This is a genomic window from Acidovorax sp. GW823-FHT02H02, assembly GCF_058797075.1.
In genome coordinates this window covers 33,918-55,347 of record NZ_JBXAJH010000001.1, presented here as the reverse complement: position 1 = coordinate 55,347, position 21,430 = coordinate 33,918, and the positions used below count along the sequence as shown (strand labels likewise).

General features: G+C 63.9%; 16 protein-coding genes. 9 read left to right on the top strand and 7 right to left on the bottom strand.

What is annotated here, in order from left to right; genetic code table 11:
- Positions 1-6: 6 nt before the first annotated feature.
- From AC1RDS_RS00245 to ilvD (AC1RDS_RS00230), 4 genes are all read right to left on the bottom strand, one after another.
- Positions 7-1,239 carry an efflux RND transporter periplasmic adaptor subunit gene (locus AC1RDS_RS00245; protein ID WP_092697742.1) on the bottom strand — a complete coding sequence of 411 codons (1,233 nt, stop codon included), beginning with the start codon at positions 1,237-1,239 and terminating at the stop codon, positions 7-9.
- Positions 1,240-1,381: 142 nt separating this feature from the next.
- Positions 1,382-2,824, bottom strand: a complete 1,443-nt coding sequence (locus tag AC1RDS_RS00240) for a sensor histidine kinase (protein ID WP_139285336.1) — start codon at positions 2,822-2,824, stop codon at positions 1,382-1,384.
- On the bottom strand, positions 2,821-3,486 hold the full coding sequence (locus tag AC1RDS_RS00235; protein WP_092697744.1) for a response regulator transcription factor: 666 nt from the start codon (positions 3,484-3,486) through the stop codon (positions 2,821-2,823). Before AC1RDS_RS00235 ends, AC1RDS_RS00240 begins: the two co-directional genes overlap by 4 nt.
- Before the next feature lie 21 nt (positions 3,487-3,507).
- Positions 3,508-5,214, bottom strand: coding sequence for a dihydroxy-acid dehydratase (ilvD, locus tag AC1RDS_RS00230; RefSeq protein WP_092697745.1), 1,707 nt, complete (start codon positions 5,212-5,214; stop codon positions 3,508-3,510).
- A 160-nt stretch (positions 5,215-5,374) separates the two neighbouring features.
- On the opposite strand from ilvD (AC1RDS_RS00230), the gene ilvD (AC1RDS_RS00225) reads away from it, so the two are divergent.
- Complete coding sequence (gene ilvD / locus AC1RDS_RS00225) at positions 5,375-7,234, top strand: dihydroxy-acid dehydratase (protein WP_092697746.1); 1,860 nt, start codon at positions 5,375-5,377, stop codon at positions 7,232-7,234.
- 192 nt (positions 7,235-7,426) lie between these two features.
- On the opposite strand, the gene AC1RDS_RS00220 is transcribed toward ilvD (AC1RDS_RS00225), so the two are convergent.
- A complete protein-coding gene (locus AC1RDS_RS00220) occupies positions 7,427-7,864 on the bottom strand; it encodes a helix-turn-helix domain-containing protein (RefSeq protein WP_092697747.1) in 438 nt (145 codons plus the stop codon).
- Positions 7,865-7,983: 119 nt separating this feature from the next.
- Here AC1RDS_RS00220 and AC1RDS_RS00215 point away from each other — a divergent pair, with 119 nt between their 5' ends.
- The 3 genes from AC1RDS_RS00215 to lgt all read left to right on the top strand — a co-directional run bounded on the left by AC1RDS_RS00215 (position 7,984) and on the right by lgt (position 14,041).
- Positions 7,984-10,119: a site-specific DNA-methyltransferase gene (locus AC1RDS_RS00215; protein ID WP_092697748.1), complete on the top strand. Its 2,136-nt coding sequence runs from the start codon at positions 7,984-7,986 to the stop codon at positions 10,117-10,119.
- Positions 10,116-13,073: a DEAD/DEAH box helicase family protein gene (locus tag AC1RDS_RS00210; RefSeq protein ID WP_092697749.1), complete on the top strand. Its 2,958-nt coding sequence runs from the start codon at positions 10,116-10,118 to the stop codon at positions 13,071-13,073. Before AC1RDS_RS00215 ends, AC1RDS_RS00210 begins: the two co-directional genes overlap by 4 nt.
- 146 nt (positions 13,074-13,219) lie before the next feature.
- Positions 13,220-14,041 carry a prolipoprotein diacylglyceryl transferase gene (lgt, locus tag AC1RDS_RS00205; protein ID WP_092697750.1) on the top strand — a complete coding sequence of 274 codons (822 nt, stop codon included), beginning with the start codon at positions 13,220-13,222 and terminating at the stop codon, positions 14,039-14,041.
- A 58-nt stretch (positions 14,042-14,099) separates the two neighbouring features.
- Here lgt and AC1RDS_RS00200 read toward each other — a convergent pair whose 3' ends face one another.
- Complete coding sequence (locus tag AC1RDS_RS00200) at positions 14,100-14,897, bottom strand: plasmid replication/partition related protein (RefSeq protein ID WP_092697751.1); 798 nt, start codon at positions 14,895-14,897, stop codon at positions 14,100-14,102.
- A 317-nt stretch (positions 14,898-15,214) separates the two neighbouring features.
- Here AC1RDS_RS00200 and AC1RDS_RS00195 point away from each other — a divergent pair, with 317 nt between their 5' ends.
- The 5 genes from AC1RDS_RS00195 (at position 15,215) to AC1RDS_RS00175 (ending at position 20,857) form a co-directional block, all read left to right on the top strand.
- Positions 15,215-15,883, top strand: a complete 669-nt coding sequence (locus AC1RDS_RS00195; RefSeq protein ID WP_092697786.1) for a GntR family transcriptional regulator — start codon at positions 15,215-15,217, stop codon at positions 15,881-15,883.
- Entirely contained in the window at positions 15,880-17,361 is a 1,482-nt protein-coding gene (locus AC1RDS_RS00190) for a malonyl-CoA decarboxylase (protein WP_092697752.1), read from the top strand. The genes AC1RDS_RS00195 and AC1RDS_RS00190 overlap by 4 nt, the downstream gene beginning before the upstream one ends.
- A gap of 52 nt (positions 17,362-17,413) precedes the next feature.
- Positions 17,414-18,403 (top strand): Bug family tripartite tricarboxylate transporter substrate binding protein, encoded by a 990-nt coding sequence (locus AC1RDS_RS00185; protein ID WP_092697753.1) that lies wholly within the window; start codon positions 17,414-17,416, stop codon positions 18,401-18,403.
- A gap of 78 nt (positions 18,404-18,481) precedes the next feature.
- Positions 18,482-19,285, top strand: a complete 804-nt coding sequence (locus tag AC1RDS_RS00180) for an enoyl-CoA hydratase/isomerase family protein (RefSeq protein WP_092697754.1) — start codon at positions 18,482-18,484, stop codon at positions 19,283-19,285.
- 6 nt (positions 19,286-19,291) lie between these two features.
- The gene (locus AC1RDS_RS00175) at positions 19,292-20,857 is read left to right on the top strand and encodes a malonate--CoA ligase (protein ID WP_092697755.1); all 1,566 of its coding nucleotides are present in this window, start codon (positions 19,292-19,294) and stop codon (positions 20,855-20,857) included.
- A gap of 106 nt (positions 20,858-20,963) precedes the next feature.
- On the opposite strand, the gene AC1RDS_RS00170 is transcribed toward AC1RDS_RS00175, so the two are convergent.
- On the bottom strand, positions 20,964-21,407 hold the full coding sequence (locus AC1RDS_RS00170) for a universal stress protein (protein ID WP_092697756.1): 444 nt from the start codon (positions 21,405-21,407) through the stop codon (positions 20,964-20,966).
- Between the last annotated feature and the right edge of the window lie 23 nt (positions 21,408-21,430).

Below are 21,430 nucleotides of genomic sequence, written 5' to 3'. Positions count from 1 at the left end.
AGGCGCTTATTGCGCTTCGGTTTCGTAGAGGCTGGAGAGGAACAACGCGTTGTGGCGCGCGATGCGCTCGCTGCCGACCAGCCCCTCGGTAATCTGTACCAGACCGCTCGTGGTCTGGCCGCGCGTGACCTTGCGGCGCGTGAAGCGCGGGCCGCGCTCGTCACTGCCTTCCGCGATCCAGACCACGTCAGCGCCATTGCCCTCGCGCACCACGGCCTCGGCCGGTACGGCGACCGAGCTTTGCGGCGCAGCGACAGTGAACTGGAAGTCGGCCGTCATCTGCGGACGCAGCTCGCGCCGCGGGTCGGCCACTTCGGCGCGCACCACGAAGCGGCGGCTGTCGGCATCGATGCTGTCGCCTACGTAGGAAACCTTGCCCGCGAACACCTTGTCCGGCCAGGCCTGTACGCGCACCTGCACCGGCTGGCCCACGCGGTAGTAGCTGAATTCCGACTCGGGCACATTGGCCACCATCCACAGTGTGCGCAGGTCCGATACCGTCACTGGCGCGGGGTCGCTGCCGGGCTGCACCAGCAGGCCGGGTTGGGCGGCGCGTGCTGTGACGCGGCCGGCGATGGGACTCTTCACCGCCACTTCTTTGTCCACCTGCCGTTCGCGCTCGATGCGCGCGATGTCCGCATCGGCCAGGTCGAACAGGCGCAGGCCCTGTCGCGCCGCGTCGTAGGCGGCTTGGGCCGATTGCTGGTCGGTCTGCGCCTGCTGGAGTTCCTTTTGCGGGATGCTGTTTTCCTGGGCCAGTGCACTGGCGCGGCGCAGGGTCTCGTTGGCCGAGCGCAGCGTGGCGGCGGAAGAGATCAGCGTGGACGCGGCCTGTGCCCTCTCGGGCACCGCGACCGTATAGAGCGTCTGGCCTGCCTTCACATCGTCGCCGGCCTTGACCAGCATCTGCGCGATACGGCCTTGCTGGGCTGAATGCACGCGTGTGGTGCGGTCCTGGTTGAAGTCTATGATGCCGATGGTGCGGCGCAGGTTTTCAAACTGGTGCTCTTGCGAGGTGCCCACGTCGAGGGCTGCGGCCTGGTCAGGGGCCACTCGCACGACGTCGGTCTGCACCTTGCCGGCTATGGACACGGGCTGGGTGTCTGCGTCGGCCTTGGCGTTGTGCGTGCCAACGGCCCAGATGCCACCGGCCACGGCAGTGAAGACGGCAGCTAACGCCACCCAGAGGAGGGCGCGTGGGCGAAGCGGCGCCGATGAAGATTGTTGTGTAGCAGCCATATGACCACGTTCCTTAGAAATTGCACGCACCGGTACCACTTCCGGATACCTTGTCACGGTGCTGAGCAGTCTAGGCAACCCAAGCTTTACGTTGGCTTTACGTAGGGAAATATGTGCCGTGTTGCCGTTGCGGCAACAGGCGCTAGTGGAGCGCGGAGCGCGGCAGATCGATGTCGAAGCAGGTGCCGGTACCGCCCGGCCCGACGCGCACGCTGAACTTGCCGCTCATGCGCTCGACCACACGCTGCGCGATCGACAGGCCCAGGCCCGAGCCTTCGGGTTGGCCGTGTTCGCCACGCCAGAAAGGCAGCAGCATCTGGGCGCGCGTAGGCGCATCGAGAGCCGGCCCGTCGTCGATCACGCGGATGTGGACGCTGCTTTCCTGAGCCACCACGTCCACGGCAACATGTGGTCCGCCGTAGCGCAGTGCGTTGTCGATGAGGTTGGAGATCACCTCGCCCAGCAGCGTGGGCGAGCCGTCCACGCTGCAGTCGCCAGACGACGGGGTCTGCCTGGGCGCCGCCAGCGCCTTACCTGCGGCCGTAGCCGGGCCCTGCCAGCGCTGCGTGACCTGAAGGGCCACGCTGGTGGCGTCGAACACCTGGTTTTCGACCTGCGTCTCTTCTTCGGCCCGCGCGTAGGCCAGCAACTGGCGCACCATGCGCGCGCCGCGCGTGGCCACCTCGTCGAGCTGCGCCAGCACCTCGATGTCCATGGGCTGCATAGGGTCCGCGCGCTGGATACGCCGCATATCGTCCACGAGCAAGCGGATGCCTGCCATGGGCGTCTGCAGTTGGTGCGCCGCATCGGCGACGAAACGGCGTTGCTCGTCGATCGAGGCCTTGAGCCGCTGAAGCAGCGCGTTGGTGTGTTGCACCAGCTCTCGCAGCTCCTCGGGCACTTCTTCCACGCTCAAAGGCGACAAGTCGTTTTCGCCATGCTGCACCACGAGGGCGCTGATGTGCCGCGTGGTGGCCAGTCCGTGGCGGATGCCGTAGTAGAGCAGCGGAATGATCACGAACCCGGCCAGACCCGCGGGCAGAAAGATGGCCAGCGCGATCTCGTTCGTGACCTGCTGGCGCTTGGCTTTGGACTCCGCCACCACCACCCAGGCGGACTCGTCGCCTGAGGTGGGCTGCATGCGCAACGCCACGGCGCGCAGCATCAGGCCGCCCTCGGCCGCGTGGTTGAAGAACAGCGGTGTGTCGGGCGGCGGGGGCGTTTCGGAGGAGGGCAGGGGCAGCACGAGGTCACCCACCAGCTTGCGGCCCGCTGCGGTGCGCACCGTGTAGTGGCTGCGCGAGAGCGAGTCGAACACCAGCGAGTCGGCCGTCTCACGGCTTGCGACGAACTGTACTTCGCCGTTTTCCCAGCGTAGCTGCGCTGCGAGCGCGCGTGCATCGTCGGCGAGCAGGCGGTCGAAAGACTGGTCGGTGGTACGCCCAGCGAACTGGTAGGCCGCACCCGTGGCCACGATGGCCGAGGCCACCCAAAGGCCCACGAGCGGCATCAGTAGCTGGCGCCACAGGCTCGCGCGCAGCCAGCGCGGGGAGGGCGAGGCGCCGGATTTTGCTGTTGTGCTCACCGCACCTCCAACGCGTAGCCTACGCCGCGCAGGGTGACGATATTGACCCCCGCGCCAGCGAGCTTGCGCCGCAGCTTGAGCACGTAGATTTCCACGGCGTTGGCGCTGAAGTTCGATTCCCAGCTAGACATGGTCGAGATGATGCGACTCTTGGGCACGGCCGTGCTGGGCGAGGCCATGAGCAGTTCCACGAGCGCCGCCTCGCGCGGACTCAACGGCAGCCGCTCGTCGCCATTGCGCAGCTCGCGTGTGTCGGTGTTGAAACTGAGGGCGCCGGCCACGAGCAGGTTGCTGCTGCTGCCCCGGCGGCGGCGCGCGATGGCACGCAACCGCGCTACGAGCTCCTCGGGTTCGAAAGGCTTGGCCAGATAGTCGTCGGCCCCATCGTTGAGTCCCCGCAACCGGCTTTGCAGGCCATCGCTCGCGGTGAGAATGACGACAGCCAGGTCCTTGCCTTGGGTGCGCCAGTTGCGTAACACCTCGAAGCCTCCACGGCGCGGCAGTCCGAGATCGAGCACGGCCGCGTCGTAGTGCTCGGTTGCGGTGGCCGTGAGCGCGAATTCGCCATCTGTCACGGCATCGACCTGCCAGCCCTCGGCCTGCAGCATACGGCTGAGCCCCAGGCGCAGGGCAGGGTCATCCTCGACGACGAGTACACGCATCAGCCCCGGTCCTTTGCTGTCTCAGAAGTGGTCCAGCACCGCACCCTTGCTGGCGCTTGATGCATTGAAAGCGAACTTGGCTAGCACACCGCGCGTGTAGCGCGGAGCAGGAGCTTTACAGGCGGCGCGGCGCTTGGCGATTTCTGTTTCACTCACGTTCAGCTCCAGCAGCAGCTGGCGTGCATCGATGGTGATGCTGTCGCCTTCGTTGACGAAAGCGATTGTGCCACCCGCAGCGGCCTCGGGCGCCACGTGGCCCACGACCATGCCCCAGGTGCCGCCGGAAAAGCGGCCGTCGGTGATCAGGCCCACGCTCTCGCCCAGGCCGGCGCCGATCAGTGCGCCGGTGGGGGCCAGCATTTCAGGCATGCCGGGGCCGCCTTTGGGACCCAGGTAGCGCAGCACCATCACGTCGCCGGGCTGAATTTTGCCGTCCAGTATGGCCTGCAGGGCCGACTGCTCGTCGTTGAACACGCGGGCCGGGCCGGTGATCACAGGGTTCTTCAGGCCGGTGATCTTGGCCACGGCGCCCTCGGGGCTGAGGTTGCCCTTGAGGATGGCCAGGTGGCCTTGCGCGTACATGGGGTTGCTGACAGGGCGGATCACGTCCTGGTCGGCTCGCGGCTGATCGGGCACGTCCTTGAGCACTTCGGCAATGGTCTTGCCCTCGATGGTGATGCAGTCGCCGTGCAGCAGGCCGGCGTTGAGCAGCACTTTCATCACCTGCGGGATGCCGCCGGCGCGGTGCAGGTCCACGGCCAGGTATTTGCCACTGGGCTTGAGGTCGCACAGCACGGGGGTTTTCACACGCACACGCTCAAAGTCGTCGATGGTCCATTCCACGCCGGCCGCGTGCGCAATGGCCAGAAAGTGCAGCACCGCGTTGGTCGATCCACCGACGGCCATAATGACAGCCACGGCGTTCTCGATGGACTTCCTGGTCACGATGTCGCGCGGCTTGATGTCCTTCTTGATGGCCTCGATCAGCACCTTGGCCGATTCCTTGGCCGAGTTCATCTTCTCGTCGTGCGGGTTGGCCATGGTGGACGAGTAGGGCAGGCTGATGCCCAGGGCCTCGAACGCGCTGCTCATGGTGTTGGCCGTGTACATGCCGCCGCACGAGCCAGTGCCGGGGATGGCGCGCTTTTCGATTTCCTTCAGGTCGAAGTCGCTGAGCTTGCCCGCAGCGTTCTCGCCCACGGCCTCGAACACGCTCACGATGTTCAGGTCGTGGCCCTGGTAGTGGCCGGGCAGGATGGTTCCGCCATACACATAGATGGCGGGCACGTTGGCGCGCAGCATGCCCATCAGGCCGCCGGGCATGTTCTTGTCGCAGCCGCCCACCACCAGCACGCCGTCCATCCACTGGCCGCCCACGCAGGTTTCGATGCAGTCGCTGATGACTTCGCGGCTCACCAGGCTGTACTTCATGCCTTCGGTGCCCATGGCCATGCCGTCACTGATGGTAGGCGTGCCGAACACCTGGGCGTTGCCACCAGCTTCCTCGATGCCCTGGATGGCGGCATCGGCCAGTCGTTGCAGACCGCTGTTGCACGGCGTGATGGTGCTGTGGCCGTTGGCCACGCCCACCATGGGTTTCGAAAAATCGCTTTCTTCGTAGCCCATGGCGTAGAACATGGATCGGTTCGGCGCACGCGATTTGCCTTGCGTGATGTTGGCGCTGCGGCGGTTGATGGGTTGGATGGGAATGGTTTTTTGGGCTGTCATGGGTCGTCTCACGGTGGGATGGGTAGGAAGTGGGCTGGGCCAGTTTGAACCCGTCAGGGGTGGGGTTGAGGCCGCCGTGTCCATCACCCCACAGACTGGTCGGAGATAATTGCCCGGACACTGCCCCCCGACTCCGAGTAACCCTTTACCCCACATCACGATGCCTGTTTACCGCTCCAAAACCTCCACCGCCGGCCGCAACATGGCGGGCGCCCGTTCGCTCTGGCGTGCCACTGGCATGAAGGACGACGATTTTCAAAAACCCATCATCGCGGTGGTCAACTCGTTTACGCAGTTCGTGCCCGGCCATGTGCACCTCAAGGATCTGGGCCAGCTGGTGGCGCGCGAGATCGAAGCCGCTGGCGGCGTCGCCAAGGAGTTCAACACCATCGCGGTCGATGACGGCATCGCCATGGGCCACGACGGCATGCTGTATTCGCTGCCCAGCCGCGACATCATTGCCGACTCGGTCGAATACATGGTCAACGCGCACTGCGCCGACGCCATGGTGTGCATCTCCAACTGCGACAAGATCACCCCCGGCATGCTGATGGCCGCCATGCGGCTCAATATCCCCGTGGTGTTTGTCTCGGGCGGCCCCATGGAGGCCGGCAAGGTCAACAAGACCGACCCTACCACCCACGCCGTCACCTTCAAGAAGCTGGACCTGATCGATGCCATGGTGATGGCGGCCGACGACAAGGTGTCCGACGCCGACGTGGCCGAGATCGAGCGCTCTGCCTGCCCCACCTGCGGTTCGTGCTCTGGCATGTTCACTGCCAACTCGATGAACTGCCTGACCGAGGCACTGGGCCTGTCACTGCCCGGCAACGGCACGGTGGTGGCCACGCACGCCGACCGCGAACAGCTCTTCAAGCGCGCCGGCCGGCTGGCGGTAGAGCTGTGCAAACGCTATTACGAGCAGGACGACAGCAGTGTGCTGCCCCGCTCCATGGGTTTCAAGGCGTTTGAAAACGCCATGACGCTGGACATCGCCATGGGCGGCTCCACCAACACCATCCTGCACATTCTGGCCATCGCGCAAGAAGCCGAAATCGACTTCACCATGGCCGATATCGACCGCCTGTCGCGGTCCGTGCCGCAACTGTGCAAGGTGGCGCCCAACACCGACAAGTACCACATCGAAGACGTGCACCGCGCGGGCGGCATCATGGCCATCCTGGGCGAGCTCGACCGTGCCGGCAAGTTGCACACCGACACGCCCACAGTGCACGCCAAAACCATGAAGGACGCGCTGGACGAGTGGGACATCGCCCGCAATCCGTCGGATGCGGTCAAGACCTTCTACATGGCCGGCCCTGGCGGCATTCCCACCCAGGTGGCGTTCAGCCAGGCCGCGCGCTGGCCCAGCCTGGACCTGGACCGTAAGGGCGGCTGCATCCGCGCCAACGAACACGCGTTCTCGCAAGAGGGTGGCCTGGCCGTGCTGACCGGCAACATCGCCCTCGACGGCTGCGTGGTCAAGACCGCCGGCGTGGATGCCTCCATCCTGGTGTTCGAAGGCCCCGCCCATGTGGTCGAGTCGCAAGACGAAGCCGTGGCCAACATCCTGGCCGACCAAGTCAAGGCGGGCGACGTGGTCATCGTGCGCTACGAAGGCCCCAAGGGCGGCCCCGGCATGCAGGAAATGCTCTACCCCACCAGCTACATCAAGTCCAAGGGCCTGGGCAAGGCCTGCGCGCTGCTGACCGACGGGCGTTTTTCGGGCGGTACCTCGGGCCTGTCGATCGGCCATTGCTCGCCCGAGGCCGCCGCCGGTGGCGCCATTGGCCTGGTGAAGAACGGTGATCGCATCCGTATCGACATCCCCAACCGCACGATCAACGTGCTGGTGTCCGACGACGAGCTGGCCCGCCGCCGCGCAGAGCAGGACAAGCTGGGCTGGAAGCCCGCCCTGCCGCGCCCCCGCAAGGTGTCCGCCGCCCTCAAGGCCTACGCCAAGCTGGTGATGTCGGCCGACAAGGGCGCCGTGCGCGATCTGTCGCTGCTGGACGACTGACCATCGGCGTGAAGGTGGGGCGATGCCCCGCCCACAAAAAAGCCGCATCCCGAGGGTGCGGCTTTTTTTGTGGATTTTTGCTTTTATTTCGAGAGCATGTTCTGCATGCTGGTCGAGTGCAAAGGCTGGGTTTTTATGGGGAAACAGTGCGCTTGCTGCACAAGCATTGGTGCCAGTGCCAACTATTTTTGACTAGACCAACGGCCGCTCGTCCATGGAGGTGTTTTGTGGCGCGTCTCCTCCTCGGTGCACCTTTGCAAAAGTCAGGATGACCTCACGGATCAACTTGCGCTGAGGGGCAGGCAGCTGAAGGAAAGCATCGAAGGTTTCGCGCTCCAGATAACCCACGCCTTCCTCCCACCGCTGGCGGCGCTCTTGCACCGAGTCACGCACCGCCTTCCCAAAGCGCAGCACCTCGGGCTCGATCTTGAGCACTTCGGCCAAGGTGATGAGCTTGTCCTGCGCTGGAATGGACTCACCCCGCAACCAGCGCGACACCGCCTGAAAGGTGACGGACCGCCCCCAGTAGTGGCCGTTGAACAGTTGGAGCAACACCGCAGGGCGAGGCTCCAGACCCGCAGCCCGCATGGCGGCCTGCAAACGCGCGGCGAATTCCAGCTTTTGATCCATGCTGGAACCCTAAATTTCAGTTCAATTTGCATTGAACTTTGTGTTGTACGATTGATTGAATTATTCATTCAACTATCGATTGAATCGGCTGCCGCCGGGCATCGCCGCGCGCAACACCCATGCCCAAATCCCTGCTTGAACAACTTCCCGACATCGTGGCCCAAGGCCGCAAAGAAGCCGAAAAAATCCTGGAGAGCATCGAAAACCGCCACCGCGTGAGCCTGCAAACCCGCGAGGTGGTGCTGCCCGCCAAGGACAGCGCCGCCACCGACTGGATCACCGCCCAGGCCCGCGCCGACCGGCGCGAGGTATTTGCGCCGGGGCAAGGCAGCTTGCTGGAAAGGGCGCAGCCCGCGCTGGGCGCAGCCCGGGCCGAGGCACCCTGGGCCAACCGCCTGATCTATGGCGACAACCTGCTGGCCATGGCCGCGCTGCTGGCGGGTGATGACACCACGCCCAGCCTGCGCGGCAAGGTGGATTTGATCTACATCGACCCGCCCTTTGACAGCAAGGCCGACTACCGCACCAAGGTCACGCTACCCGGCCTGGAACTGGAGCAACGGCCCACGGTGATCGAGCAGTTTGCCTACTCCGACACCTGGAGCGATGGCACAGCGTCGTACCTCGCCATGATCACGCCGCGTCTGGTTCTGATGCGGGAACTGCTGGCGGATACGGGCTCCATCTATGTGCACCTGGATTGGCATGTGGGGCATTACGTGAAGTTGGTGTTGGATGATGTGTTTGGGAGAGACAACTTCCGCAATGAAATAGTTTGGCAAAAATCCGGCGCGCACAACGACGCGAATAGGTTTGGCAACATCACAGAATCGATCTATTTTTTCAGCAAGGGTGCCAAATTTCATTTCACTACTCTCCATGTTCCATTCGATGAAGATTACATAGAAGAGCGCTACATCAAAGAAGAAGGCACAGGTCGCCTCTTCTACCCAAATACTTTCACCGGCAAGGGAGATGGGCCAGCCAGAATTTTCCGCGGCGTTTCATTGAAGCCCCCCAAGGGAAGACACTGGGCGCAAACACAAGAAAACATTGATCGGCTTGAACAAGATGGTCTGTTCTATTACACCAAGAACGGGACACCATATTACAAAAGCTATCTTGATGAAGACCCAGGCAAGCCAATACAGAATCTCTGGACAGATGCGAGATTGACAAAAAGTGGCGCAGAGAGGTTGGACTACGACACACAAAAGCCAGAGAAACTACTGGATCGGATCATTCGCTCATCCTGCCCAAGTGGCGGTATCGTAGCGGACTTTAACGGCGGCTCAGGAACTACTGCGGCGGCTGCAGAAAAACTGGGCCGCCGCTGGATCACCACCGACCTGGGCAAACCCGCCTGCATGATCATGCGCAAACGCCTGATCGACCTGGAGGCCAAACCCTTTCTGTATCAAGCGATTGGCGACTACCAAGTGGAGGCAGCCAAGGCCACGCTGGGCCGCGACTTCCGCATGGGCGACTTGTCGCACATCGTGCTCTCGCTCTACGGCGCCCTGCCCCTGCCTGCGGATGTGAACCCGCAGCGCAACTTGGGGCAGATTGCGGGTGTGGAACTGGGCGGCAAGCGGGGCAGCAAGACGCTGGTGCTGGCCGATTCGCCCAACAAGCTCACCGGCATGGCCACGCTCAAAAAAGCCATTGCCCAACGCGACAACCTGCTGGGCGGCTGGGACCGCGTGGTGGTGCTGGGCTGGAACTTTGAGCCCAGCATTGGCGACACCATCACCGCGCTGAACGACTCGCGCCTGGAGGTGCTGGTGATCCCGCCCGACCTGATGGACCGACTCAAGAAAAAAGGCGGCATTGACAAGCTGCGCGGCCAAGTTCGCTTTTCCAGCTTGCAGTACCTGACGATTCACCCCATCACGCGCAAGACGGAGGGCGACACCGACACGCTGACGGTGCAACTCAAAAACTATGTGCTGCTCTCGCCCGAGGCCATCAACCTGGACGATGCCAACCGCATAAAGCTGCAGCAGATTGCCAACGCCGAGCCCTTGGCCCTGATCGAATACTGGGCGGTGGACCCGGACTACGATGGCAAGGTGTTCCGTTCGGTATGGCAAGACTACCGGGGCAATACGGCCAACGATGCCGACGCGCTGCGTGTGGTGACTACAGCCACCGTCACGGCACCCATCAAGGCAGGCCCACGCAAGGTGTGCGTGCGGGTGGTGGATGTGTTTGGCTTTGAGGCCGAGGTGGTGACGACGGTGGGTGCCGCATGAGTACCAAGGCCGATGACCAACTGGCCCTGGCCGCAGGCCTGACTGCCAAGACCCAGCAACTGTGCCTGGGCCTGGAATCTGGCGCGGCGGACATTCTGGAGCTGGTGACGCCCACCACCGCCGAGTTGCTGCTGTGGTGGTTTGGTGAAGACATGGTGCTCGCCCGGCAGGGCCTGAACTTCCATGCCGGGCAGAAGCAGGCCATCTTGAATGCCATTGTGGCCCATGAGGTGCTGGGCCAAGAACGCGAGAACTGGACCTTGCTGGACCTGTACCAGGCCTGCGCGCCCGATGCGCTGCTGACCGGTCACCGCATGAACGAGGTGGCATCCAGCAAGCACGCCCACCCCAAATACTGCTTCAAGATGGCCACAGGTACCGGCAAGACCTGGGTGATGCAGGCCTTGATGGTGTGGCAGTTGCTGAACAAGACGGCGGCCTTGGCCGAAGGCCTCGATGATGCGCGCTTTACCCGGCAGTTCATGGTGGTGGCGCCAGGGCTGATCGTGTACGAGCGGCTGCTCGATGCGTTTTGCGGCAAGCTGGTGGCAGGCGGCACGGGGCGTGACTTCAGCAGCTCGGACGTGTCCAAGTTTGCCGACCTGTTTGTGCCCGAGGTGTACCGCGATGCGGTGTTTGCCTTTGTGCGTGGCAATGTGTGCAGCAAGGCCGAGATTGGCCTCAAAGCCACCGGCAACGGGATGATTGCCATCACCAACTGGCATCTGCTGGCCGAAGGCGAGATGCTGGATGACGCGGTGGAGGATGTGGAGGCCTTGGGCGCGCCGCTGGACCCACATCTGGTGGTGGGTGCGGTGCTGCCACTCACACCGGGCCGCGCCACGGGCAACAGCCTGGAGGTGCTGGACCGCCGCTATGCGCGCGGCAATGTGCTGGAGTTTCTGGCGGGCCTGCCAGAGCTGATGGTGTTCAACGACGAGGCGCACCACATCCACGAGTTCAAGCGCGAAGGCGAAACCACCGAGGTGGAATGGCAGAAAAGCCTGAGCCGCATTGCCGCCACCAAGGGGCGGCGCTTTGTGCAGGTGGACTTTTCGGCCACGCCGTACAACGACGTGGGTAGCGGCAAGAACAAGCGCAAGCTGTACTTCCCGCACATCGTGGTGGACTTTGACCTGAAGAGCGCCATGCGTGCGGGGCTGGTGAAGTCGCTGGTGCTGGACCGGCGCAAGGAGATTGGCGCGCTGCCCCTGGAGTTCAAAGCCGAGCGGGACGAGTCGGGCAACCCCACTTTGAGCGAAGGCCAGCGCGTGATGCTGCGCGCGGGCTTGAAAAAGCTGCGCAAGCTCGAAGCGGACTTTGCCAAGATTGACCCGTACCGCCACCCCAAGATGCTGGTGGTGTGCGAGGACACCACGGTGTCGCCTCTGGTGGCTGCGTTTTTGCAAGACCAGGAAGGGCTGAACGAGGAGGAGGTGATGACCATCGACTCCGGCAAGAAGGCCGAGCTGGGCGAGAAGGACTGGGCGCCCGTGCGTGAGCGCTTGTTCAGTGTGGACAGCCACGCCGCGCCGCGCGTGATCGTCAGCGTGCTGATGCTGCGCGAGGGCTTTGACGTGAACAACATCTGCGTCATCGTGCCGTTGCGCTCCAGCCAGGCGCAGATTCTGCTGGAGCAGACCATTGGTCGGGGCTTGCGCCTGATGTGGCGCGATGATGAATACACCGACCTCAAGCGCGAGAACCGCGAGCGCATCAACGCAGGCCAGGAGCCGGGCAGCCTGGTCGACGTGCTTTCCATCGTGGAGCACCCGGCGTTTCAGTCCTTCTACGACGACTTGCTGAAGGAGGGGCTGGCGGGTACCACGGGGGACGACACCGATGACACCTCCAGCACGGGTGATGTGATGGCGGCGGAGCTGCGCGAGGGATTCAAGGCGTTTGACTTTGGCATTCCCTTCATCCTGCAAGAGGCGGACGAAGTGCGTGCCCATGATGGATTGGACGTATCGACACTGCCAGCCTTCAGCGCGATGAGCGTGGAACAACTGACCGGCTTGCTGGGCAAGGGCGACACCTTCATCTCGCAAGACCTGCAAAGCGCCACCCTGTTTGGCGACTACCGGGTGGACGGCGCGGTGATGAATGTAGGCGGTTACAACGAATACCTGTCGCGCCTGACACGGCGTATCAGCCAGGCGCTGAGTGAGCCCATGCCCAAGGGTAACAAGATTGCCACGCACCTGGCCAAACCGTATCTGCAAGTGAATACGGCGGAGCTGACGGCCTGGCTGGACGACTATATCTGGACGGTATTGTTTGGTGGCACTTTCAACCCGCTGGATGGTGAGAACTGGCGTGTGTTGCTGCTGCAACCGGTGGTGGACCACATCACCAAGGTGTTTGCAGTGGCCTTGCTGGAGTCAGAGCAAAAACACACCACTGGGCAAACCGAAGTGCACTTGCGCATGCTGAGCGAGGTGCCCAAGCTGATGCTGCGCGAAAGTCATTCGGTGGAGGTGGGCAAGTGCATCTACACCCGGCTGGGCTGGCCTGCGCGCAACGGGGGGCTGGAGCGGGCGTTCATTCACTGGGCGCAGGCCGATACGCAAGTGCAGGCCTTCTGCAAGATCAGCGAGAACCGGCATACGTTTGCTCGACTGCGCTATGTGAAGGAAGATGGCTTGCCCGCCTTCTATTCACCCGACTTTCTGGTGCGCACGGCAGATGCGGTGTACTTGGCAGAGACCAAGGCGCAACAGCAAACTGCGCACCCCAATGTGCAGCGCAAGCTCAAGGCGGCACTGGCCTGGTGCGAGCGTATCAACGCCCTTACACCGGAACAGCGCGGCGGCCCGCCATGGCACTACGTGTTGCTGGCGGAAGACGTGGTCTATGAATGGCAGGCCAAAGGCGCACGGTTGGCCGAGCTGCTGGACTATGCGCGCTTGCGGCCTTTGGCGCACGTGTCGCTGCAGGCAAGTCTGATTTGAATCGAAGCAATGATTTTCTGAGGTCGATGATCTACGCTGTGGCGCTGCCCATTGTCGGCTTTTTGCATATGTAGGTCGATCAGAGGTGCACGCTTGGTGCGCCGCCTGCCAGGGCCATCCCCGACGCGGGCACAATACCCGGCACCATGCTGACCTACCCCCACATTGATCCCGTCGCCCTGCAGATCGGCCCATTGGCCGTTCACTGGTACGGCCTGACTTATCTTGCCGCTTTTGGCCTGTTCATGCTGCTGGGCATCCGCCGCCTGCGCCATGAACCCTTTGCCTCCATCACCGGGCCGGGCGCCTGGTCGCGCCGGGATGTCGAGGACATTCTTTTTCTGGGTGTGGTCGGCGTGGTGGTGGGCGGGCGGCTGGGCTACTGCCTGTTCTACAAGCCGGGTTACTACCTCAGCCATCCGCTGGAGATCTTTGCCGTGTGGCAGGGCGGCATGAGCTTTCATGGCGGGCTGCTGGGCGTGATCGTGGCCATGCTGTGGTTTGCCCATTCGCGCAAGCGTCCCTGGCTGCAGGTGGCCGATTTCGTGGCGCCCTGCGTGCCCACGGGGCTGGCGGCCGGGCGGGTGGGCAATTTCATCAATGGCGAGCTGTGGGGGCGTTTTGCCAGCCCCGACCTGCCCTGGGGCATGGTGTTTGCGCACAGCGGCTCGATGCAGCCGCGCCACCCGTCGCAGGTGTACCAATTCCTGATGGAGGGCCTGCTGCTGTTCGTGCTGCTGTGGTTGTATGCGCGGCGTGAACACCGCCAGGGTCAGGTGGCGGCGGCATTTCTGGTGGGTTACGGCGTGTTCCGCTTCATTGCCGAGTATTTCCGCGAACCCGATGCCTTCCTGGGCATCCTGTCGCTGGGCATGAGCATGGGCCAGTGGCTGTGCCTGCCCATGATCGTGGGCGGTGTTGCGCTCTGGCTGTGGGCAGAACGCCAGCCCGTAGTGGCTCGAAAATAACGATGCAATTCGCCTTCAGCGCTTTATGTATAAGCACTGGAAGCTATTGAAAGCATAGTTACAGCCGTGCGCTGAGTTCAGCCACCTGCTGGCGCAGGGCGGCGTTTTCGGCCGTCAGCTCGGCCACGCGTTGTTGCAGTGCGACCACGATGTCGGGCGCTGCATCACTGGCTTGCTCCATTGTTTCCTCGCGCGGCGGCTTGCGCCTTGCGTCGCGCACGCGCTTGGCCGCCTGCTTGAGCTCGTCCTTGCCGGCAATCGCTGCCGCCACCTGCTCCTCGGCGGGCAGGCTGGCCACGGCGGCGGCGGCATTGAGCGAGATCGTGCCGGACTTGACCGCAGCCACCAGTTCGGGGGCTGCCTGCTTGCGGATTTTTTCGATCATCACGACCTGGCTGCTGCTCAAGCGCGCCGCCCGGGCAATGGCTTCGCGGCTGTTCAGGGGCTCGGGTGCCGGTTCCGGGGAGGTCGCCGCTGCATCGTGCCCGGCGGGTGCTGGTGCGGGGTCGGCCGCTGCCAGGGCGGCGGCGCGCCGTTCGGCCACGATCTCGCGTTTGCGCAGGGCCAGCACGCCGCGCTGGAAGTCCGACACGCTGCGCCGGCCCAGGTGCTGGTCGATCATCCACAGATGCACGTCTTCCATCGACTGAAAGCGCGTGTTCTGCACCGTCTGGAAGGGCAGGCCATGCTTTTGGCAGATGCCGTAGCGGTTGTGTCCGTCCACCAGCACATCGCCCCACAGCACGAGGGCGTCGCGGCAGCCCTCGGTCAGCAGGCTGCGCTCCAGGGATTCGTGTTCCTCGGGGGTCAGCGGATCGATATAGGCTTTGAGGTCCGGGTTGATGACGATGTTCATGGGGCGCAACAAGGGGAGCAGGGCAGGGGCGGCATTGTAGGTGCAGGATGTGCAGTGCCGGCCGCACTGGGTGGCTTGGGCCTGGTGTAGCGGCAGGCAATGTTGCGTTGCCGCGTCGACCGACGGTTTTCAGGGGGATTGCTGGTAAGCCCTGATGGACTTATGGTGCGTCATTTCCAATAATTATCAGAAATTACATTCAATGCGTTCGTTTGAGATCACATTGAATCCGATTGAACGACGATCAACCCCAGGGTGCCTGGCGCGGTGTATTTCACCCGCAGGTTTCCTGGCCCGCCCAGGAGCCTTTGTTCGCCATGCGCACCGTTCCCAACTCTTTGCACGACGAAGCCGCAACGCGGCTGCGCGAGCAGATCTTTGCGGGTTCGTTGCCACCGGGCAGTTTTCTGGATGAGGCGGCCCTGTGCGAGCGGCTGGCCATTTCGCGCACCCCGCTGCGCGAGGCGCTCAAGGTGCTGGTGGCCGAAGGGCTGCTGCGCCACGAGCCGCGCCGAGGCTGCTTTGTGGCCGAGGTCACCGAACAGGATCTGGACGAGATTTTTCCCGTGATTGCCCTGCTGGAGGGCCGCGCTGCGCATGAAGCCACCTGCCGCGCGGGCGCTGCCGATGTGGCCGCGCTGCAGGTGCTGCACCTGCGCCTGCAGCTGTGCGCGGACGAGGGGCGCATCACCGACTACTACGGGGTCAATCACGCCATCCATGAGGCCTTCATCACGCTGGCCGACAACCGCTGGCTGGCCCAGGTAATTGGCGATCTGCGCAAGATCCTGCGCCTGGCGCGGTTGCAGCAATTGCATGCGCCGGGGCGCCTGCAGCAGAGCCTGGCCGAGCACCTGGCGGTGTTTGAGGCCCTGAAACGCCGCGACAGCGATGCCGCCGAAGCGGCCATGCGCACCCATTTGCTGCACCAGCGCGAGGCGCTGCGTGACGTGGCCCGCCATCACCACTCCAGGTTGAACCCATGACCAACACCACTGAATGGATCACCCGCAGCGTTTCGCGCCTGCGCTCCGTCGCACCCGCCCCCGATAAAGCGCCCAAGGCCGCCAAGGCGGCCATCGACAAACACGCTACCGATGGTGCCGCCAAGGCCCCGGCGCCGCGCTCCACGCACGAGCGCCTGCAGGCCACGCTGCGCCGTGGCAACGAGTCGCTGTCGCCACGCGCCTTGCGCCGCCTGCTGGCCGATCTGCAGGAAGTGGTGGCGCCGCAGGTGAGCGAGCTGGAGGGCGGACGCCGTGCCCAGGCCGTGGCGGCGTGGTACAGCCAGGCCGAGCCCGAAGAACGCCGCGACATGTGGCTGCTGCTGTGCGAGCAGTTCGCGCCCGACGCCACGCGCTTCCAGTCGGCGCGCCAGCGCTACGAGGCCGCCGCCGGCACGGCGGATGAAGGGCAGGCCGAAATCAGCCTGCGCCGGGCGCTGGTGTCGCCGCGCACGCGGTTGATGCAGCGCTTTGCGGTGTTCCCTGAGGGCATGCGCTTTCTGGTGGACCTGCGCGCCGAGCTGCTGCCCCAGCTCAAATCCGACAAGCGCCTGGTGGCGCTCGACGCTGATCTGGAGCACCTGTTCTCCACCTGGTTCGACGTGGCTTTTCTGGAACTGCGGCGCCTGTCGTGGGATTCCCCGGCGTCGCTGATCGAAAAGCTCATCAAGTACGAGGCCGTGCACGACATCCGCAGCTGGGCCGACCTGAAAAACCGGCTCGACAGCGACCGGCGCTGCTACGGCTTCTTTCACCCCCGCCTGCCCAATGAGCCGCTGATCTTTGTGGAGGTGGCGCTGGTGGACCGCATCTCGTCCAGCATCACCCCACTGCTGGACGAGGCGGCGGCCCCCGCCGACCTGGCCAAGGCCACCACCGCCATCTTCTATTCGATCAGCAACACGCAGCCGGGGCTGCGCGGTGTGAGCTTTGGCGATTCACTCATCAAGCATGTGGTGGAAACGCTCGCGGCCGAATTTCCGCGCCTGCGCACCTTTGCCACGCTGTCGCCGATTCCTGGTTTTCGGGCCTGGCTGGGCAAGAATGCGGGCGCCATGCTGCAGCGCCTGGACGATAAGCGGCGCGCCGAACTGGGCCGGGCCGTGGGGGCCGAGCTGCCCGAGGCCGCGCACCTGCTCGCAGCAGCCGACAAGGCGCTGGAGCTGGATGCGCGCTCGCCCGTGCGCCAGATGCTGCTGGAATGCGCCGCGTACTATCTGGGCCGCGCGCTGCACGAAGGCAAGCCCGTGGATGCGGTGGCGCGCTTTCACCTGGGCAATGGTGCGCGGGTGGAGCGCCTCAACTGGGCCGGTGATCCCTCTGCCAAGGGCGTGAAACAATCGTATGGCTTGATGGTGAACTACCTGTACGACCTCAAGCGCATCGACAAGCACCGCAGCCTGCTGGCGCAAGGAAAGGTGCCTATGTCGGGAGACATCGACAGCCTGTGCCGCGCGTGAGGGGCGTCCGGGCTTTATTTTTTCCATTTCTACAACGACGACAGGAGACAAGATGAAAGAACACAGCATGCAACGCCGCACAGTGCTGGTGGGCGCCGCCGCAGGACTCGCGTTGGTGTCTGGCGGTGGCTGGGCGCAGGGCGCATGGCCCTCCAAGCCTGTGACGCTGGTGGTGCCGTTTCCCGCCGGTGGAGGCACGGACGCCTTCGCGCGGCCGCTGTCGGCGCAGTTCTCGAAAATCACTGGCAAGACGCTGGTGATCGACAACCGCGGCGGGGCCGGTGGCACCGTGGGCGCCAGCTATGCAGCCAAGGGCGCGCCCGATGGCTATACGCTGTTCATGGGGGCAGTGCACCATGCCATTGCGCCGTCGATGTATCCGCGTCTCGATTACGACCTGGAGAAAGACTTCATTCCCCTGGCTTTGTTGGCCAATGTGCCGCAGGTGCTGGTGGTCAACCCCAAGGCCGTGCCGGTCAGCAACTTCAAGCAGTTTCTGGAGCACGTCAAGCGCAACCCCGCCAAGCTCAACTATGGCTCGGCAGGGGCCGGCACTTCGCACCACCTGGCCGGTGAGCTGTTCAAGCAGCAGACCGGCACCTTCATCACGCACATTCCCTACCGCGGCGCGGGCCCCGCGCTGCAGGACCTGATCGCGGGCAATGTGGACATGATGTTCGACGGCCTGGGTTCATCGGCCACGCACATCAAGAGCGGCCGCATCAAGGCGCTGATGGTGTCGGGCAGCAAGCGCAACCCGGCGTTTCCCGATGTGCCCTGCGCCGCCGAGCTGGGCCTGCCCGACTACACCGTGACCACCTGGTACGGCCTGTGGGCACCCAAGGGCACACCGGCCGATGTGCAGGCGCGCATCATCGAAGACATCCGCCGCATCGGCACGGCCGACGAGATCAAGACCATCTGGGCCAGCAACGGCGCAGATTACGGCGGCATGACGCAGCCGCAGTTTGCGAGCTTCGTCGGCGCCGAGGTGAAGCGTTGGGCGCAGGTGGTCAAGGCTGCTGGCGCCAAATTGGATTAACCCCCTATGGCGCTGGTTTGCGGGCATGCCTGTTTCACCAACGGCGTGCTGCGCTCAACTTGAAAGGTCATCAACAATATGTCGGGTGAAGTGGTGATGGATGTCGGCGAGCGTGGCGTGGTGCATGTCACGCTGCGCCACACCGGCCGGCTCAATGCAATGTCGCGTGCCATGTGGCGCCAGTTGCGCTCTGTTTTTGAGGGCATCCAGCGCAATCCGCAAGCGCGCTGCGTGCTCATAGCGGGTGCCGACGGTGCTTTTTGTGCTGGCGGCGACATTTCCGAGTACCCGGCCTTCCGCTTCGATGCCGCCGCGCTGCGCGACTTCCACGAAAACGATGTCTGGGGCGGCCTGCAGGCCATGCTCCAGTGCGATGTGCCCATCGTGGCGCACATTGCCGGCGCCTGCATGGGCGCGGGCGTGGAGATTGCCAGCTGCTGCGATATCCGCATTGCCGGCAGCAGCGCGCGTTTTGGTGCGCCCATTGCCCGGCTGGGTTTTCCCATGGCGCCGCGCGAAGCGCAGCTGGTGGCGGGCGCGGTGGGTGACGTCACCGCGCGCCAGATGCTGCTGGAGGCCGCCACTTTTTCTGCGGCCGAGATGCTGGCGCGCGGATTTCTGAGCCGCGTGACCGAACCCGGCCTGCTGGCCGCCGATGCACTGGGCACGGCCTGCCGGGTGGCCGCGCTGGCGCCTGGCGCAGCACGCCTGAACAAGCAGACTTTTCGGGCACTCAAAGTGCCTGTGGCGACCAATGGAAAATCGCCTGATGCTATTGAAATAATAGTGAATGACACACCCGACCCCTATGCCTATGCCGACAGTGCCGAGCACCGTGAAGGCATTGCCGCCTTCCTGGCCAAACGTCCTCCTGTTTTCTGATTTGCCATGAAAAAAACGAACAGCAACTCCAATCTGTTTTGCGCCCTGCGCGCTGCTTTCCCCCGGGATCTGGACCAGATCGCCGTCGAGACCACCTCACCCCAGGGCGAGCCGCTGCACTACACCTGGCGTGACCTCGACCATGCCAGCGCGCGCATCGCCAATCTGCTGGCGTCGCTCAAGCTGCCCGAGGGCAGCCGCGTGGCGGTGCAGGTGGAAAAGTCGGTCGAAGCCATGCTGCTGTACCTTGCCACGCTGCGCGCAGGCTACGTCTTCCTGCCGCTCAACACGGCCTACCAGAGCGGCGAGATCGAATACTTCGTGGGCAATGCCGAACCCGCCGTGGTGGTCTGCACGCCGGGCAACTTTGGCTGGGTGTCCAAGATCGCCTTCAAGGCGGGCACGCAGCATGTGTTCACGCTGGGCGATGACCGCACCGGCAGCCTGCTGGAGCGGGCAGCACACCACAAGGACGAGCATGTCCCCGTGGCGCGCGATGCGGACGACCTCGCCGCCATCCTCTATACCAGCGGCACCACGGGCCGCAGCAAGGGCGCCATGCTGACGCACGGCAACCTGCTGTCGAATGCGCAGGTGCTCAAGGACTACTGGGGCTGGAAAACTGGTGACGTGCTGATCCACGCGCTGCCCATCTTCCACGTGCATGGCCTGTTCGTGGCCATCCACGGCGCATTGATCAACGGCAGCAAGATGATCTGGATGGCCAAGTTCGATCCCAAGGCCGTGCTGGCCGCCATGCCCCGTGCCACCGTGTTCATGGGCGTGCCCACGCTCTATGTGCGCCTGCTGGCCGAGCCGGGCCTGAACAAGGAGTCCGCGAAGAACATGCGCCTGTTCATCGCAGGCTCGGCCCCATTGCTGATCGAAACCTTCACCGAATGGCAGCAGCGCACCGGCCACACCATTCTGGAGCGCTACGGCATGAGCGAGACCATCATGCTCACCTCCAACCCCTATGCGGCCGATACACGTCACAAGGGACAGAGCGAGCGCCGTGGCGCCACGGTGGGCTTCCCGCTGCCTGGCGTGGGCCTGCGCGTGGTGGACGATGCCAACAAGCCGCTGCCCGTGGGCGAGATCGGCAACATCCAGGTCAAGGGCCCCAACGTGTTCAAGGGCTACTGGCGCATGCCCGAGAAAACAGCCGAGGAGTTCACCGCCGACGGATGGTTCAAGACCGGCGACGTGGGCAAGGTGGACGAGCGCGACTACGTGAGCATCGTTGGCCGCAGCAAGGACCTCATCATCAGCGGCGGCTACAACGTGTACCCCGCAGAGATCGAGGGCTTTATCAATGAGATGCCCGGCGTGGCCGAAAGCGCGCTGGTGGGCGTGCCTCACCCCGACTTCGGCGAGGTGGGCGTGGCCGTGGTGATCGCCAAGCCCGGCGCGCCACTCAGTCCCGAGGCCATCGTGGCTGCGCTCAAGTCACAGCTCGCCAACTTCAAGATTCCCAAGAAGTGTTTTGTGGTGCCCGAGCTGCCCCGCAACACCATGGGCAAGGTGCAAAAGAACCTGCTACGCGAACAGTACAAGGGCTTGTTTGCCTGAACGCCCAGCGGTTCGGTCATAAAAAACGGGGCCCTTGCGGCCCCGTTCTGCTTCTATTTTCGTAGCCATAGCGCTTTTCAGCAAAGCGCCAGAGGCCAATTTTTCCTTAACGCAGCACCAGCACCGGAATGTGCGAGTGCGTGAGCACATGCTGGGTTTCGCTGCCCAGCAACAGGCGCTTGATGCCCTTGCGGCCGTGCGAGGCCATCACGATCAGGTCGCACTTGTGCTTTTTGGCGGCCGAGATGACGGCTTCGGCCACCAGATCGGACTTGGCTACTACGGCCTTGACCGTGACGCCTTCAGCGCTGCCCTGGGCCTTCACCTTGTCCACCAGCGCCTGGGCGGCGTCGCCCCACTGCTGCTCGATGCGCTTCACGTCAACCATGTCCACCGGCATGCCACCTTCAAAATAGCTGCGCGGGTACCGTGGGACCACCTTTAGTGCTACAACCGTGGCGCCCGACAGGCCGGCCAGCGACAGGCCGGCCTCCACCGCCTTGTCGGAAAGTGCGGACCCATCAGTGGCCACCAGAATGCGTTTGTACATGCTTGACTCCTTGTAGTAGGGAT